15 protein-coding genes are annotated in these 17309 nt (G+C 62.2%); 13 read left to right on the top strand and 2 right to left on the bottom strand.

All coding sequences use genetic code 11. The features are described 5' to 3' along the window. On the top strand, window positions 1–1833 hold a 1833-nt coding region (locus ACP15P_RS22820; RefSeq protein WP_424930748.1), incomplete at its 5' end, for a bifunctional 5-dehydro-2-deoxygluconokinase/5-dehydro-2-deoxyphosphogluconate aldolase. 513 nt (window positions 1834–2346) lie between these two features. Here the strand turns inward: ACP15P_RS22820 and ACP15P_RS22815 are convergent. Together ACP15P_RS22815 and ACP15P_RS22810 are read right to left on the bottom strand one after the other, a co-directional pair. Continuing rightward, complete coding sequence (locus ACP15P_RS22815) at window positions 2347–3369, bottom strand: substrate-binding domain-containing protein (protein ID WP_424930747.1); 1023 nt, start codon at window positions 3367–3369, stop codon at window positions 2347–2349. Next, a complete protein-coding gene (locus ACP15P_RS22810; protein ID WP_424930746.1) occupies window positions 3366–4775 on the bottom strand; it encodes an ROK family protein in 1410 nt (469 codons plus the stop codon). Before ACP15P_RS22810 ends, ACP15P_RS22815 begins: the two co-directional genes overlap by 4 nt. A 315-nt stretch (window positions 4776–5090) precedes the next feature. Here ACP15P_RS22810 and ACP15P_RS22805 point away from each other — a divergent pair, with 315 nt between their 5' ends. The 12 genes from ACP15P_RS22805 to tnpC all read left to right on the top strand — a co-directional run bounded on the left by ACP15P_RS22805 (window position 5091) and on the right by tnpC (window position 17293). After that, window positions 5091–5915, top strand: a complete 825-nt coding sequence (locus ACP15P_RS22805) for a sugar phosphate isomerase/epimerase family protein (protein WP_424930745.1) — start codon at window positions 5091–5093, stop codon at window positions 5913–5915. Between the two features lie 61 nt (window positions 5916–5976). After that, window positions 5977–7098 (top strand): substrate-binding domain-containing protein, encoded by a 1122-nt coding sequence (locus tag ACP15P_RS22800; RefSeq protein WP_424930744.1) that lies wholly within the window; start codon window positions 5977–5979, stop codon window positions 7096–7098. Window positions 7099–7218: 120 nt separating this feature from the next. Further along, window positions 7219–8424, top strand: coding sequence for a levoglucosan dehydrogenase (locus ACP15P_RS22795; protein ID WP_424930743.1), 1206 nt, complete (start codon window positions 7219–7221; stop codon window positions 8422–8424). Further along, window positions 8421–10001 (top strand): sugar ABC transporter ATP-binding protein, encoded by a 1581-nt coding sequence (locus tag ACP15P_RS22790; protein WP_424930742.1) that lies wholly within the window; start codon window positions 8421–8423, stop codon window positions 9999–10001. The genes ACP15P_RS22795 and ACP15P_RS22790 overlap by 4 nt, the downstream gene beginning before the upstream one ends. Continuing rightward, window positions 9988–10962: an ABC transporter permease gene (locus ACP15P_RS22785; protein ID WP_424930741.1), complete on the top strand. Its 975-nt coding sequence runs from the start codon at window positions 9988–9990 to the stop codon at window positions 10960–10962. The genes ACP15P_RS22790 and ACP15P_RS22785 overlap by 14 nt, the downstream gene beginning before the upstream one ends. A 3-nt stretch (window positions 10963–10965) precedes the next feature. Then, window positions 10966–11286, top strand: coding sequence for a putative quinol monooxygenase (locus ACP15P_RS22780; RefSeq protein WP_424930740.1), 321 nt, complete (start codon window positions 10966–10968; stop codon window positions 11284–11286). A 25-nt stretch (window positions 11287–11311) separates the two neighbouring features. After that, a complete protein-coding gene (locus tag ACP15P_RS22775; RefSeq protein WP_424930739.1) occupies window positions 11312–12373 on the top strand; it encodes a sugar phosphate isomerase/epimerase family protein in 1062 nt (353 codons plus the stop codon). Continuing rightward, on the top strand, window positions 12370–13488 hold the full coding sequence (locus ACP15P_RS22770; RefSeq protein ID WP_424930738.1) for a Gfo/Idh/MocA family protein: 1119 nt from the start codon (window positions 12370–12372) through the stop codon (window positions 13486–13488). Before ACP15P_RS22775 ends, ACP15P_RS22770 begins: the two co-directional genes overlap by 4 nt. Window positions 13489–13787: 299 nt before the next feature. Continuing rightward, complete coding sequence (locus tag ACP15P_RS22765) at window positions 13788–14924, top strand: hypothetical protein (protein ID WP_424930737.1); 1137 nt, start codon at window positions 13788–13790, stop codon at window positions 14922–14924. A 68-nt stretch (window positions 14925–14992) separates the two neighbouring features. Then, window positions 14993–15376 (top strand): IS66-like element accessory protein TnpA, encoded by a 384-nt coding sequence (gene tnpA, locus ACP15P_RS22760; protein ID WP_424928839.1) that lies wholly within the window; start codon window positions 14993–14995, stop codon window positions 15374–15376. Then, window positions 15373–15726 carry an IS66 family insertion sequence element accessory protein TnpB gene (tnpB, locus tag ACP15P_RS22755; protein WP_424928840.1) on the top strand — a complete coding sequence of 118 codons (354 nt, stop codon included), beginning with the start codon at window positions 15373–15375 and terminating at the stop codon, window positions 15724–15726. The genes tnpA and tnpB overlap by 4 nt, the downstream gene beginning before the upstream one ends. A 52-nt stretch (window positions 15727–15778) precedes the next feature. Further along, window positions 15779–17293 (top strand): IS66 family transposase, encoded by a 1515-nt coding sequence (gene tnpC / locus ACP15P_RS22750; protein WP_424928841.1) that lies wholly within the window; start codon window positions 15779–15781, stop codon window positions 17291–17293. Window positions 17294–17309: the final 16 nt, after the last annotated feature.

Raw genomic sequence — 17309 nt, 5'->3', positions numbered from 1 at the left:
GGCAGCCCCACCAACATGGCCTGCGGCACCGCCCGCCTCGGCATGCGCTCCGCCCTTCTCAGCCGCGTGGGTGATGAGCACATGGGCCGCTTCATCCTCGAGGAACTCGCCCGCCACGGCGTCGACACCCAGGGCGTGAAAACCGATCCCGACCGCCTGACCGCGCTCGTGATCCTCGGCATCCGCGACCAGGAGCGCTTTCCGCTGATCTTCTACCGCGAAAACTGTGCCGACATGGCGCTGTGTGAGGATGACGTGGACGAGGACTTCATCGCCTCCGCCCGTGCGGTCGTCGCCACCGGCACCCATCTCAGCCACCCGCGCACCGAGGCCGCGGTGCTGAAGGCCCTGCACCTCGCCCGCAAACACGGCTGCCAGACCGCGCTCGACATCGACTACCGCCCCAACCTCTGGGGCGTTGCAGGCCACGGCGACGGCGAGAGCCGCTTTGTCGAGAGCGGGGCCGTCACCGCCAAGCTGCAAAGCCACCTGCAACTCTTCGACCTCATCGTCGGCACCGAGGAGGAATTCCACATCGCGGGCGGCTCCACCGACACACTGGAGGCCCTCCGCGCCGTCCGCGCCGTGTCCAATGCAACGCTGGTCTGCAAACGCGGCCCCATGGGCGCCGTCGCCATCACCGGCGACATCCCCGCCAGCCTCGACGATGGCGAGGCCGGTCCCGGCTTCCCCATCGAGGTCTTCAACGTCCTGGGCGCCGGCGACGGCTTCATGTCCGGCCTCCTCAAAGGCTGGCTCGACGGAGAAAACTGGCCCACCGCACTCAAATACGCCAACGCCTGTGGCGCCTTCGCCGTTAGCCGCCACGGCTGCACGCCGGCCTACCCAAGCTGGGACGAGCTTCAGTATTTCTTCGACCGCGGCATCCAGCGCCCCGACCTGCGCCACGACGCGGAACTGGAACAGGTCCACTGGGCCACGAACCGCCACCACGAACATGGCGGCGACTTCTCCACCGTGCGCACCTTCGCCTTCGACCACCGCCTCCAGTTCGAGGAAATGCCCGGCTACACCCCGGAAAAGGGCGCGGCCTTCAAGGAGCTCTGCCTCGACGCGGCACTGGGCGTGGCCGACGGCCAACCCGGCTACGGCATCCTCTGCGACAGCCGCATCGGCCGCAGCGCCCTGCACCGGGCCAGCGGCACCGGTCTCTGGATCGGCCGCCCGACCGAATGGCCCGGTTCCCGCCCGCTGACCCTCGAGCCCGAACTCGGCCCGGACTGCGGCAAACTGGGCGAATGGGCCCGCGAAAACGTCGTGAAGGTGCTGGTCTTCTGCCACCCCGATGACAGCGCGGAGATCTGGGACGACCATATCGCCACCGTCACCCGCCTTTTCACCGCGGCGCGCCGCAACCGGCTGGAATTCCTGCTGGAGGTGATCCCGTCAAAAGTCGGCCCGGTCGACGACGACACCACACCCAAAGTCATCCAGCGCTTCTACGACGCGGGCGTCTACCCAGACTGGTGGAAACTCGAACCCTTCAAAACCGACGGCGCCTGGGAAAAGGCCGTCGAGGCCATCGAGCGCAATGACCCCCGTACGCGCGGCATCGTCATCCTGGGCCTTGACGCCCCGGAAGCCGAACTTGCCGCCAGCTTTGAGCTTGCGGCCCGCCAGCCGCTCGTGAAAGGCTTCGCCGTAGGCCGCACGATTTTCGGCGACCCGGCCCGCAACTGGTTGGCCGGCCGGATCAGCGACGGCGAGGCCGTCACCGAAATGGCCGAAAAGTACCGGCGCCTTTGCGAAGTTTGGGATAGAGCCTGCGATCGGGCCGTGGAGGACGCAGCATGTCCAGAACGATCCGACTGAAAGCCCCCAGGCAATGGTGCGCTACGTCACGACGCAGCTGACTGAAAATGGGGAGCCGTTCTTTGCGGACTGCCGGGCAATCTTTGGGCATGGCAATGTCGCTGGGTCGGGAAAAGCGATTTAGTCGCCGATCGTGGCAGCAAGCCTGCCGCATGATGCTGCAACGTGCAATGAACGGCCGGTCCGGGCATGCCGCGCTGCGGCGATATGCTGGCCGGTGAACGGCAGCTCAGGGCCGGAAGTTAAGACCGATGGTCCGGGCGGGAAGCAGCCATTTGCTGCAGTTGCGAGCGCGTCACGCTCGGCTGTCAGAAGCTGACATTCGTTTCTGGTGCAATATTACGTTTCACGGTCGACGCCCGTGCTATCGTGCGTATGCCGGTCGCGGAATACGCACAGCTCGATGATATGACGCGGGATGGATCCCTTCAGCGCCAGCATCAAGGCGTGTCAATCATGCGAAATACCTGCGCAGGCCACGTCCGAGGACGAAATGGTTCCAGGGTCCCAAACCTAAGACAATCCGCGCTTGAGTTTCAGAACTTCGTCAGGAGCTTCCGTATTCCAGACCATTTGATAGCTTTCTACGAGGTTAGACGTCGTCACCGACACGCCTGGAAGTGCGGTCCAGCCGGGAACCGGTAAGCCGAGCAATGACAGAATGGTTGTCTGAGCGACGGCCAAACCCTGGGCATAAGGCTGCTGCGCGGCGATTCCGACGGTTCTGCCGCCGCCAGCCATGTCGATGGCGACCTCGCGCCCCAGATCGACCGTCGTGACAGGTACGTCGGCGCCCCTTTGATCTAAGACCCGGATGGCCTCCATTGCCGGAACATCCCAAACCACGAAAAGCCCGGCCAGATCTTGAAACTCCTCGACAAGGGCCTCGGTGGTCTGCCCGGTGGTCTCCAGCGAGGCGAAACGTCTTGTGTGCACCGTGAGATCGGGCCGGTTTGCCTTGATCCAGCGGGCAAATGCGATCTCGCGCTCATTGGTGGCAAAGAAATCGACGCCGTAGGTCAGGATGCCAACCTGCCGATTTTTGGGTACATGCGGCGACAGGAGTTCTGCGCCGATCAGCCCAAGGCCGAAATTATCCGCCGAGACCAGCGAGGTATAGTCCCGCCCCGGCAACAACCCGGTGGGAACGTTATCGTGCAGGATCAATCGCTTGCCTGTTCTGGCAACGTTGCGGTGCGCCTCGGCGACCGCAGCATTGGCGACCGGGATGGACACAACGGCGTCAACCGGCTCACGGCTCAGGTGGTTAAGCGCAGCAATCTGGGCGTTTGGGTCGAAGTTGCAGTCGACGACCTCTCGAACCGTGGCGCCGCATTGCTCCAAGGTCCCGACGATGCCCGCCATCGACTGCCGCGACCAGTCGCTATCAAGCGTATGGATCACGACGGCAACCGAAAGGCCGAGGTCCTGGGCGGCTGCGATATCTGCGTCCGAAAGCGTGATCCGGCTGGGGGCCGCCGCGCGTTCGCCGTGTGGCCCCAATCCGGAAATGATCTTGTCGGAGGCACCGGTCATGCGTCGCTATCCCTGGTCTTTAGGTTGGTTTGGGGGGGGGGCGGTTTCGCGGCCGGCGGCGACTGCAGGTCTTTGGCATCTGCCGTGGCGTTTTCCAGTGCTGCGCGGGTGACGTCCAGCACCGTTTCGAACTGCGGCGAGGAGATCGGCGTGCCGCGGGTGATCCAGCTGCGCAGGAATTCCGGATCGAACAGGGCATCCACCACGACCGCCGCCCCGCCGACAAGGCCTGCCGAACTGCCCAGTCTTGATGCGGCGATGCTCAGGTCGCGGGTGACCAGGGGGTGCGACTCGCCATAGACGACTTCGCGCACCGCGGCGAGCAGGATGTCATTGGTCTGGGCGATCGATCCGCTCAAAACGATCCGGCTGGGATTCAGCATGTTGGCCAGCGTGGCGACCACATGTCCGATGAGACGCCCGCTTCGCGACATGATCTCCATCGCCGTTGGGTCGCCGGCCTGTGCGGCCTGACCGACATCGATCGAGGTGATGTCGCCGCCACGTGTAAGGATGTCGGCCAAATACCGGCTTTGTCCATTGCTGGCTGCAGTGCGGCCTTCCCGTGCAATCGTGTCGCTGCCGGCAAGTAGTTCCAGCGGGCCGGAGCGGGCAGATGACGTGACCGGTAATTGGCCGATTAGCCCGGCTGCGCCCTGTGCGCCCCGATAAAGCCGGCCGTCGACGACAAGCCCCGCACCGATACGCTTGCCGACCTTCACAAACAGCATGGTCTCGCTATCCGAGGCCTCGCCTTCACTAATTTCGCCCATCGCCATCGTCTCGACGCTACTGCGCAGCCAGACTGGCGCCTTGAAGGTCTGGATCAGCCGTTCGACATAAGGCGTGCCATCCCAGACAGGCAGGATCGGCGGCGATGTGGACAACAGCCCGCCATGGTGGGCCGGTACCGGCGTCGGCACCGAAATACCGATGCCCCAGACCTTCTGCGCGTGCGCGTTCTTTTCGAGGATCCACTCGAATAGCGTTTCCAGACGGCCCAGCGTGTCTTCGGCAGGGGCGTTCAGGTCGAGCGCCTCGTGATGTTCCATCAACAATTTGCCCGACAGATCCGACAGCGCCACACCCAACGCCGTCTGGTCGAGCGTCGCAACCAGCACCAGACCCGCATTGGCGTTGAACCGCACCAGCCTCGGCGCGCGTCCGCCGGTGGCCACGCCAAGTTCGCTTTCGTCCACGAGGTCGAGTGCAGTCAGCGTGGTCAGTCGATCCGTTACGATGGCGCGCCCCAGCTCGCCGGTGCGCTCGATCTCCTGCCGGGTGGTGGCCTGACCGGACCGCACGAGGTTGAGGATCGTCGTCAGGCTGGGCGCTGCCACATCGCTGTTGCGCGGGCGTCCCTTGCCGCGTCGGGTGGCACCGTTCTTTTGTGCGGCACCGCTCATCAAGACCTCATCCGTGTACCCGAGGCAAGGCGCCAGCGGGCACATCCGGTCGCCCGTGATTCGGCGAATCCTGCATTGATCTGGCGGTTCTTCGTGGGCATCCGTGCCGATTTCCCTCTCCTGATCCACAAATAGCCCGTCCGCTTTCGCAGGGCAACATCTTAGTTTTGCGGAAAAACAACAAAAGATAATGAACATAAGACGAATAAATATTGACCAACGCTCGATTCAAAGCTTTAGGCTATGGCCCAGCAGACCGGACTGGCCGGTCGCAAACGCAAGACAGCCCCCGACGGGGCGCGGGAGGGGAAACCCATGCAAGACTGGAAACTGGCCTATCAGGCGAACTGTTGGGGGCCGCTGGGCGGCAATGCGGTCGGCGTCACGTCGATCACGGAACTGACCTATCGGACATTCGCGGACATGGCCGTGGCCTTCCGCGACATCGCCGCCGCGGGCTATCAGGCGGTCGAAGTGTTCGACGGCAACTTGCTGGACTATTCCGCCAAGGATTTCAGAGCCTTGCTGGACGACACCGGGCTCAACCTTGTCGCGGCCTATTCCGGCGGCAACTTCATTTACGATGAAATCTTGCCCGAAGAACTGGACCGCATTAGCCGCGCCGCAGACCGCACAGCCGAGCTTGGCGCGCCGCATTTCGTGGTCGGCGGCGGGGCAAAACGCTTCGACGGTATCCGTGACGGCGATTACGGCAAGCTATCGGCCGCACTTGAGAAAGTGGCGGGCATCGCTGCCGAGCGCGGGCTGCAAGGACACTACCATCCGCATCTGTCGACCATCGGCGAAAGCCCGGAACAGGTCCGCAAAATCTTTTCAGAAACCTCGATCCACTTCTGCCCCGACACGGCGCATCTGGCGGCGGGCGGCGGCGATCCGGCGGCGATGATCCGCGAACACCGCGACCGGATTTCCTATGTCCATCTGAAAGGCTGGCAGAAAGAGCCCTTCGCCTTCACCCCGCTGGACCGGGGCGATCTGGACAGCGCACCGATCATCGCGGCCCTGCGTGAGACCAAATTCGACGGCTGGGTGGCTGTCGAGCTTGATGCCTGGGACGACCCGCGCGACGGGGCCGAACTGAGCATGGCCTATCTCGAAAAAAGCTTCGAACCGGCCTGACCCCACAAACCCAAGCAACCAAACGACGCAACAAGATCCGAAATCCTGGAGGAGAAACCCAATGAAACCGATGACAACCCTGAAAGGCACGGCCCTTGCCGCGCTTCTGGCGACCGCCACGCTGACAACCCCGGCCTTTGCCGATCCCGACGCAGCCCTTGCCGCGCTGCAAACCACGGTCCTGTCGAAAGGCCCCAATGGCGAAGATCCCAGCCCGGCCGCGGACCTCGTGCTTTCGGCCGCCGAAATCGACCAGATCAAGGCGATGAACGCCACCGCAGCCATCATCATGCATTACGGCGGAAATGACTGGAGCCGGGCCCAGGTCGACGGGCTTCACAACCGCTTTGCCGAGTTGGGCATCGAGGTGATCGCCGTCACCGACGCAGGCTTCAAGCCCGAAAAGCAAGTGGCCGATATTGAAACAGTGATGGCCCAGCAGCCCGACATCATCGTGTCGGTGCCGACCGATCCGGCCGCAACCGCAGCCGCCTACAAGGCTGCCGCAGCGGCAGGCGTCAAGATCGTGTTTATGGAAAACACTCCGCCGGGCATGACCGCAGGCGAGGATTACGTTTCGGTTGTGTCAGCCGACAATTACGGAAATGGCGTCGCCGCCGCGCACCTGATGGCCAAGGCTCTGGGCGAGGAAGGCAAGATCGGTCTGGTCTATCATGCGGCGGATTTCTTCGTGACTCGCCAGCGCTATGACGCCTTCAAGGCGACCATCGCGTCGGATTACCCGAATATCGAGATCGTGGCCGAACAGGGCATCGGTGGTCCGGACTTCACCGGCGACGCCGACAAGGTCGCCAGCGCCATGCTGACCTCGAACTCCGATATCGACGGCATCTGGGCGGTCTGGGACGTGCCTGCGGAGGGCGTGATTTCCGCTGCACGGGTTGCCGGGCGCGATGACTTGATCATCACCACCATCGACCTTGGTGAAAACGTGGCAATCAACATGGCGCAGGGCGGCTTCGTCAAAGGCCTGGGCGCGCAACGTCCTTTCGATCAGGGCGTCGCCGAGGCCACGCTGGCGGGCTATGCCCTGCTCGACAAGGAGGCGCCTGCCTTCGTCGCGCTGCCCGCACTGCCGGTCGAAAAGGACAACCTGCTGGACGCCTGGCAGACCGTCTATCGGGCCGATGCCACCCGCAACATCCAGAAGAGCATGAACTGACACAGGGGGGGCGGTGACCCGCGCGGTTTCCGGTCCCCCCCGTTCCTTCCATTCGAAATGCACGGCCCCGCGGCGCCTCTCATGCGACGGCCCCTGAGCCCCTCACCCCGGAGTTCCACCATGACCAAGACACTCAACATTGCCATGATCGGCGGCGGTTTCATGGGCAAGGCCCACGCCATGGCCTATGCCTCGATGCCGATGTTCTTCTGGCCCGCCCCGGCCATTCCGCACCGCAAGGTGGTGGTCGACGTGACCAACGATCTGGCCGAAGCCGCGCGTCAACGCTTTGGCTTTGACGAAGCCTCGTCCGACTGGCGCGCCGTCATCGCCCGTGACGATATTGACGTGATCGACATCTGCACACCCAACAACGTCCATGCCGAAATCGCCATCGCCGCCGCAAAAGCCGGCAAACACATCATCTGTGAAAAGCCTCTGGCGCGTGGCGGTGAAGAGGCCAAGGCGATGCTCGACGCGGTCGAAAAGGCCGGTGTCATCCATATGGTCGCCTTCAACTATCGCCGCACGCCCGCCGTGGCGCTGGCCAAGAAATACATCGACGAAGGCCGGATCGGAGAGATTCTGAACTTCCGCGGCACCTATCTTCAGGACTGGTCCGCCGATCCCGATGGCCCGCTGTCCTGGCGCTTCCAGAAGAAGATCGCCGGATCGGGCGCGATTGGCGATATCGGCACCCATGTCGTCGACCTCGCACATTACCTCGTTGGCCCGATTGCGGCGGTCAGCGCGCTAACGCCCACCTATGTCAAGACCCGGCCCCTTCAGGCGGGCGGTGTCGACAAGCTGGGTGCCAGCGAAAAGAACGCCGATGCTCCCCGTGGCGATGTGGATGTCGATGACGAGGTCGTATCGATGCTAAAGTTCGAAAGCGGCGCCATCGGCTCGCTTGAGGCCACGCGCAACGGCTATGGCCGCAACAACTTCATCACGCTGGAAATCCACGGCACAAAGGGTTCGATCCTGTTCAACTACGAACGCCGAGACGAGTTGCAGGTGATGTTCGCCGACGATCCAAGCGACGCGCGCGGGTTCCGTACCGTCTATACCGGCCCGGCGCATCCCTATGGCGAAGGCCTCTGGCCGATCCCGGCGCTGGGTATCGGGTACTCGGAAACCAAGATCATCGAGTGCTACGATTTCTTCAAGGCCATCGCCAGCGGCGAACAGCCCTCGCCCAGCTTTGCAGACGGTTACCTGACTGAACTGGTGGCCGATGCGTTGATCCAATCCGGCGAGACCGAGCAATGGGTCAAGGTGGAAGCCACCCAAAAAGCGGCCCCAAAATCCCCGGTGCCGGCATGACCGGCACCCCCCATGCCGTCGACATGCGGGGCATCGTCAAGCATTTCGGTGGCGTAAAGGCTCTCCAAGGCGTGGATTTCCAGGTCGAGCCGGGCGAGATCCACGCGCTTCTGGGCGGCAATGGAGCCGGCAAGTCGACGATCCTGAAGGTACTTAACGGGGTCCATGTCCCCCACGAAGGCACCATCGAGATCTGTGGTACCAAAATTACCGCGATGTCGCCCGAGGCGTCGCGGAAAGCCGGGGTCGCGATGATCTTTCAGGAAATGAGCCTGATCCCGACGCTCTCGGTGGCCCAGAACGTCTATCTGACCCGCGAAGCCAAGACCGGCACCGGCCTGATCGACGACCGCGTGGCCGAGCGCAAGGCCAAGGAGCTCTTCGAAATGCTCGAGGTCGACGTGAACCCCAAGGCGCTGGTTTGCGGTCTGGGGGCCGGGCAGAAACAGCTGACCGAGATCGTCAAGGCAATCAGCCAGGACGCCCGCGTCCTGGTGCTGGACGAGCCGTCGACCGCGCTGTCGGTGTCGGATGTCGAGCGGCTGTTTACCTTTCTGCGCAAGCTGAAGTCTCAGGGCGTGGCGATCATTTATGTCAGCCACCGCATGGACGAAATCGCGCGCATTGCCGACCGCGCCACCATCCTGCGCGATGGCCGCCACGTGATTACCGCGCCGCTGTCCGACCTGCCGATCGACACAATGATCGAACATATCGTCGGCAAGCGGTCCAAGGGGCTGAGTGACGTGGCGCGCGAAACCGCGGAACCGGGCGAGGCGCTGCTGGAACTGGTCAATGTCTCCGGTGCCCACAAACCCCATGACATCAGCCTCACCGTTCATCGCGGCGAGGTCTTGGGGCTGGCGGGGCTTCTGGGCTCCGGCCGGTCTTCGCTGGCGCGGGTGATTGCCGGGATCGATCCCGTCGCTTCGGGGGAGATCCGCGTGGCCGGCACCCCGGTCCAGATCCACAAACCCAAAGACGCCATCGACGCCCGCATTGCTCTGGTCCCAGAGGCCCGCGCGACCCAAGGCATCATTGGTGCGCATTCAGTGGCGGACAACGTCTCGATGGCGGTGCTGGACCAGCTTTCGAGCGGGTCGCTCATGAACGCCAAGGCAGTGCGCGAAACCGCGGATCACCAGATCAAGCACCTCAGCATCAAGGCCGCCTCGCGCAATCATGCCGTGTCGACGCTGTCGGGCGGCAACCAGCAGAAGGTGGTGATCGGCAAATGGCTGGCCGCGGATCCGGATATCCTGATCCTCGACGAGCCGACGGCGGGCATCGACATTGGATCGAAGTCGGAAATCATCCGGCTGGTCCGCGATCTTGCGAAATCCGGCAAGGCGGTGCTGATGATTTCGTCCGAGTTGAGCGAGCTGCTTACCGCCTGCGACCGCATCGTGGTGATGAGTGAAGGCCGCGCCGCGGGCACCTATCCGCGCCACGACCTCGACGACCCTGACCTGCCCGCCGACGACACCATGCACCAGCTGCAGGCGGCGGAACAAAAACTGCAATTCCATATCCAGAAGGCCCTGAAACATCAGGGAAACGCCAATGTCCACCAGTGAAAACCTCAGCCCCGGGCCGGGCATAGTGGCCCGCTTCGGTCTGGCCAACTGGCGCCAGAACATCATCTATATCGGCTTCGCTGTGATCTTTCTGATCTTTGCGCTGACGCTGAACGACAAGGGGTTCCTCAACCCCAACAACCTGCTCAACATCGTGCGCCAGACAGCGATGATCGCGGTGATGGCGATTGCCATGACCTTCGTGCTCAGCGCCGGTGAGATCGACCTGTCGGTCGGCGCGGTGGCGGGGCTTGCCTCGGTCACCACGGCGATGGCGATCGACGTGGGCGGGATCATGTTCGGCGTCGGTGCGGGGCTTGCCACCGGCATCGCCGTGGGCGTGTTCAACGGTCTTCTGACCACACGCATCGGCATCCCGTCCTTCCTGACGACATTGGCCATGATGGGCATCGCCAAGGGCGTGGCCATGTGGATCAGCGACACGTCCGCCGTGCCAATCATCGAACCGGCCTATTCCTGGCTCTTTGGTGGCGGCTCCATCGGCATCATTCCGGTTCTGTTGATCTGGATGGTTGTGCTGGGCGTCATCGGTCATTTCGTTCTCAAGCGCACCAGCTTTGGCCGCCGAGTTCTGGCCACCGGCGGTGGCGAGACGGCGGCTCGCTATTCCGGCATCGATACCAGCTCGATCAAGTTCCGGGTGCTGATCTTGTCGTCCATGGCGGCGGCGCTGGCCGGCATGCTCTATGCCGGGCGGCTTCAGTCGGGCCGGTTCCAGCTGGGCGAAGGCGACGAATTGAGCGTCATCGCGGCGGCGGTTCTGGGCGGCACGAGCCTGTTTGGCGGCTACGGCACCGTGATCGGCACCATTGTCGGCGCGCTGATGATCGGTCTGATCAACAACGGGCTGATCCTGATGGGGCTTGAGTTCAGCCAGCAACTGATCGCCCGTGGCGGGATCATCATCCTGGCCGTCGCGCTCAGCCAGAAAAGGAGCTGAGCCATGACACTCGCCAAAAACCCCGGATGCACGATCATCGGCACTGTCGTCGCCAAACCCGAGGCCCGCGCGGAATTGCAGGAGATCCTGGCCGCGCAGGTTACCCCCACCCGGGCCGAGGCCGGATGTCTGAACTACGACTTCCACGCCGACGCCCGCGATCCTTGCGTGTTCGTCTTCTACGAAAACTGGCGCACACAACAGGATCTCGACGAGCATATGACCAAACCGCATCTCAAGCCGCTGTTCGATCGGCAGGGCGAGTTGCTCGCTCGTCCGGTCGAGATCCGGCACCTGACGATGCTCAGTAGCTTCGCGTCTTGAACGGCGCCTACAAGGGGACAAGACAATGGCCAGCACGATGAAAGGTACAGGGGTCTTCCTTGCCCAGTTTGCCGGGGATGCGGCGCCGTTCGACACGCTGGGCGGCATCGCCGCCTGGGCCGCGGGGCTGGGCTATGACGCGGTCCAGATCCCGACCTTCGACACCCGTCTCTTCGACCTCGAAAAGGCCGCCACAAGCCAAGCCTATTGCGACGAGGTCAAGGGCATCTGTGCCGATGCAGGTGTGGCGATCAGTGAGCTCTCGACACATCTGCAAGGCCAGCTTGTCGCGGTTCACCCGGCCTATGATCTGGCTTTCGACGCTTTCGCGCCCGCCTCGGTACACGGCGATCCCGGCGCGCGGCAGGCGTGGGCCGTGAACCAGATGCAAATGGCCGCCAAAGCCGCGCGCAATCTGGGGCTTGATACCACTGTCAGTTTCTCCGGCTCGCTGGCCTTTCCCTACCTCTATCCCTGGCCGCAGCGTCCACCGGGGCTGATCGACGAGGCATTCGGGGAACTCGCGCGCCGCTGGCGGCCGATTCTTGACGTCTACGAGGAGCAAGGCGTCGATATCGGCTTTGAAATCCACCCAGGCGAGGATCTGTTCGACGGCGCCACCTATGAGCGCTTCGTCGAGGCAACGGGCAATCATGACCGCGCACGGATCAACTACGACCCCTCGCATTTCCTGCTGCAACAGCTTGACTACCTTGGATTTATCGACGTCTATCACGACCGCATTTGCGCCTTTCATGTCAAGGATGCCGAATTCAATCCGACCGCCCGCCAAGGGGTCTATTCGGGTTATGCCGATTGGACGGATCGCGCCGCGCGCTTCCGGTCATTGGGCGATGGCCAGGTGGATTTCGCGGGCATCTTCTCGCGCCTTTGCCAATACGGCTACGACGGCTATGCGGTGCTGGAATGGGAGTGCTGCCTGAAATCGTCCGAACAGGGTGCAGCCGAAGGCGCGCCCTTTATCCGCCGCCACATCATCGAGGCCACAGACAAAGCTTTCGACGACTTTGCCGGGGGCGAGACCCACACCGCGACGATCCGGAAAATGCTTGGGGTGGCATCATGAAACGATTGAGATTGGGCATGGTCGGCGGCGGCCAGGGTGCGTTCATCGGCGGTGTGCACCGATTTGCGGCACGACTTGATGGGCGCTGGGATCTGGTCGCCGGTGCGCTCAGTTCCGACCCGGAGAGGGCGGCGGCTTCGGCGACCGATCTCGGGCTCGATCCGGTGCGCAGCTACCCTGATTTCAAGACAATGGCTCAAGCAGAAGCGGCCCGGGCCGACGGTATCGACGCGGTGGCCATCGTGACTCCGAACCACATGCACGCAGGCCCCGCCATCGCCTTTCTCGACGCCGGAATCCACGTGATTTGTGACAAGCCGCTGGCCGGGACGGAAGAAGACGCCGAGGCCATCGCGGCGGCAGTACACCGCTCGGGCAAGCGTTTCATCCTGACCCACAATTACACCGGCTATCCGCTGATCCGGCAGGCGCGCGAAATGGTCGCGGCGGGAGAATTGGGCACGCTTCGACTGGTGCAGGTGGAATATGCGCAGGACTGGCTGACGGAACCTTCCGACGGCAAACAGGCGGCCTGGCGCGCCGACACCACACGCTCCGGAAAGGGCGGCGCGATTGCCGACATCGGCACCCATGCCTTCAACCTTGCAAATTTCGTGACCGGCCTAACTCCCAGCCACCTTGCGGCTGATTTGTCGGCTTTCGTGCCGGGCCGCCCGGTGGACGACAACGCCCATATTCTGATGAGATATGAGAGCGGAATGCGCGGTATGCTCTGGGCCAGCCAGGTGGCGGTGGGCAACGAAAACGGATTGCGGCTCCGGGTCTATGGCGATAAGGCCGGGCTCGAATGGGCGCAGGAAGACCCCAACCGGATGGCCTTTAGCCGCTTCGGTCAGCCGCGCCAGATCATTACCCGCGGCGGCGCCGGAGCAACCGAGGCGGCAATGGCGGTTATCAGAATTCCGGCGGGTCATCCCGAGGGCTATCTCGAAGGCTTCGCGACGTTTTATCGCGAGGCGGCCGATCTGATTACGGCAGAGTACAAAGGGGAGCCAACGCTCCTGCCCGGAATTGTCGAGGGCCTTGATGGTGTCCGGTTCGTTTCGGCCTGCATCGCGTCTGCGGAGACCGGCGTCGCTTGGATTGAGCTTTAGAGCGGGGCATTCATTCTGCAATGTCATTGCACAAACACGAACCAATAAAATCGGCGGAACATCGGAGCCGTCGGCCTCGGCGCCGCTTCGCACGGTCCGGAGACTGGGCGGCATTGCGGTCGGCTGTGGGCTCGCCGTTACCATTCGCGGTCTTCACGCGGCGAATTTGCGCTGCAGCGAAAGCCCGTTCTGAAGGGCTGCACTGCGGCGTCATAGTGGCTCGATGAAGGTCCGGTCAGGGCCGGAAGTTAAGACCGGTGGTCCGAGCGGGGAGCAGACGTTCGCTGCGAACGATTTGAATGACCGTTCGCTTGGCTTCGTATGCTACCCCATTCTTCAATAGTCTCTATACAGCGACGCTACAGCGGGTAGAAAAACTTTCGGTGAGCAAATTGATTGACGAAGAAAAACGAAAAGAGGCCGCAGCGTCTCTGCTGAGGGAGATGGAAGCCACTGCCGCTCGTATGCGCGCACTGATTGTCGCCATGCCTGCACATGATCTGCTCGGCTATATTTATGCCCAGCACATGACGAAAGCGATGGCAGGCCAAAGCGCTACCGACGCGAGCGACGAAGGCGAGGGCCACGACGACCTGATCGGCGAGAATCAGTTTTTGTTGGAGTACGTGCACGCCGTTCTGGCGTCAGATGTTGCCCCGCAGGACGTGAAGTTTGACGAAGCCCAATGCGCTGAGCTTTTTGACTTGAGCCGTCACCTGCGACAACAGGCCATGTTTTTCGCCATGGCCTCATCAGCGGACAAGAAGACCGGAGTGTTCGGTCCAGATACGGCTGATATTGAGTTCCACGCTAAATCGAATTGGGCCATCCTGCGCGGGAACCGCTACCAAGTCTTGGAGGGAGAATTCTACAGCTACGTTCTATCGCCTCACGATGATATCCTGAATGAAGTATACGGCGTCGGTGCAGCCGATATCGCGGCAGGGTTCCAGGCAATGGCAAACGCGGCGCGTTCCGGACATGCCGATGCCATTATGGAAATGGAGAAACAATTTGAGGCGGCGCAAGCCTTTGCACTGGTACATGACGGACCTCAAGAAAAAGCCATGGAGGCTGGGCTTGAGGCTAATGCGGAACAGGCGCACGCTGCGGCGCGGGCGATAGATGATATGTTTCGTGGCGGCATTGCCAATGTCAGCCGTCACACGACGCTGCCGCAAACATTGTTGGCGGACTTGGCGTATCGGCGCGGAGAAGAAACCGAGTTCTTCGCCCCGGGTGATTATGCAGGAACACCCTACCGGACACTGCCTGCACGAAAGAAACCTCTAATTCAGCTTGGAGCGGACTATTACGCCATCGACCCGTGCTTTGCACGCGACTCTGGTTATCGTGCGCTGCTCTTCAACCTTCTACAGCGGAGGCCAGATTACGGTAAGCGGTGTTTTGATCCCACCTTCCTGAAGGCTTCCTGATCTGCGAGTCCGTTTCCGAGTATAGATTGGAATTGGAGGCTGGGTTGGTAGGAGATATATCGCTCCATATGGAGGATACTGGCCGTATGGATGTCATGGTCGGTCCTTCCGGGAAACGGCGCTGGTCTGATGCCTATAAGGGCCGTGTGGTCGCCGAAACACTGGTGCCGGGTGTTACCGTCAATGAAGTGGCGCGGCGGCACGAACTGCTGCCAAATCATTTGTCGGCGTGGCGTCGGCTGGCGAAGGAAGGCAGGCTGGCGGTTCCGGATCTGGCCGGAGCGGAGTTTGAGTTTGCGTCGTTGGTGGTTGAGCCTGTGACCGCGCCGGCTCCCGCCGCGTCCAGTGATGCGGTTGAGATCCTCTGTGGCGATGTCACGGTTCGTCTGGGGGCTGATACATCTCCCGAGCGGATAGCGGGGATTGTTCGTGCCCTGTCCGGGTCCGGATGATCTTCCCATCACAACGGGTTCGGATTGTTGTGGCGACGAAGCCGGTGGATTTCCGCAAGGGCCACAATGGACTGGCGGCTCTGGTAAAAAATGAACTGCATAAGGAGCCGTTCACCGGAACCGTTTTTGTGTTCCGCTCGAAACGTGCGGACCGTCTGAAGCTGCTCTACTGGGATGGGACGGGACTGGTTATGACGTACAAGCGGCTGGAGGAGACGACTTTCACGTGGCCTGCGGTTCGAAACGGTCTGATGTCACTTAGCCACGCGCAGTTTGAGGCCCTGTTCTGCGGTCTGGACTGGCGGAAAGTGAAGGCCCTGTCGGCCCGTCCACCGACTGCGGCAGAGTAAAAAACCATCCTTTACCCTGGTCCCCGGGCACTGGTTTTGGTAGTCCGGGATCATGATTTCGACGGCTGATCTTCCGGATGACGTGGATGCGCTCAAGGCCATGATCGTGGCGCAGAGTGAACGGAATGACCGTCTGGAAACTCTGGTTGCATCCCTCAGACAGGCCCTGTTCGGACGAAGATCCGAAAAATCCGATCCTGACCAGTTTGAACTGGCCCTCGAAGATCTTGAGACCGGTATTGCTGAGGTGGAAGCCGAACGTGAGGCTGATCCAGCGGGTGCGCAAACCCGGACCTCAAAGCCGCGCGCAACCAACCGGGGGGCGCTGCCCAAACACCTGCCGCGCATTGAGGAGGTGGTCGAGCCGGACAGCACGATCTGTCGTTGCGGTACCGAACGCCATGTTATTGGCGAAGACGTGAGTGAACGTCTGGACATTGTGCCGGCACGGTTCCGGCTGATTGTGACCCGACGCCCGAAATATGCCTGCCGTTCCTGTGAGGACGGTATCGTCCAGGCCGCCGCACCGGCACACCTGATCCCGGGCGGCATGCCAACCGAAGCCACCATTGCCCATGTGATCGTCAGCAAATACGCGGATCATCTGCCCCTGTACCGGCAGGCGCAGATCTACGGACGTCAGGGGATTGAACTTGACCGCTCCACACTGGCTGACTGGGTTGGTCGCGCGGCATTCGAGCTGCGACCCGTTTTTGATGCCCTGATCTCCGACCTGAAAAAATCGCCGAAGCTGTTCATGGATGAGACCAGAGCCCCTGTTCTTGATCCTGGCCGGGGAAAGACGAAAACCGGATACTTCTGGGCGCTGGCCCGCGACGACCGGGCGTGGGGTGGAGATGATCCGCCCGGTGTCACGTTCACTTACGCGCCCGGACGATCCGGCCAGTATGCGGATCAGATACTGCAGGACTTCCGCGGCATTCTGCAGGTTGACGGGTATGCCGGCTACAACCGGCTGATCAGGCGGCCGTCACAGGGTATTCAGCTGGCCTACTGCTGGGCGCATGCGAGGCGGAAGCTCCACGAGGTTGCCCGGACTGGAACCACACCGATCGCCGATGAGGGTTTGCGACAGATTACCGCCCTCTACAGGATCGAGAAAGAGGTCCGCGGCGAAAGCCCCGCCAGGCGGTTGGCTGCAAGACAGGAGCGCTCCAAACCCGCCCTTGAGGCATTCGGGACATGGCTCACGGCAAACCGTGCGCGGGTGTCAGCCAAATCGCCCCTTGGAGAAGCCCTGAAATACATCGCCAAATACTGGGACGGCCTCTGCCTGTTTCTGACCGACGGGCGCATCGAGATGGACTCGAACCCCGTGGAGCGAACAATCCGCCCCATCGCTCTAAACAGGAAAAACGCACTCTTCGCGGGTCATGATGCCGGAGCACAAAACTGGGCAATCATGGCGTCCCTTATCGAGACCTGCAAACTCAACGCCGTCGATCCCCACGCCTGGCTGACCGAAACCCTCACCGCAATTGTGAACGGCCACCGACAGGCCAACATCAAAGCACTGCTGCCGTGGAACCATCAACCGAAGGTGTGATCAGGACTTCGCTTAC

Source organism: Amaricoccus tamworthensis (assembly GCF_049800875.1).
Lineage (GTDB): Bacteria > Pseudomonadota > Alphaproteobacteria > Rhodobacterales > Rhodobacteraceae > Amaricoccus > Amaricoccus tamworthensis.
Note: the sequence above shows the minus strand (reverse complement) of the source record. Positions and strands in the feature narration are given on the sequence as shown.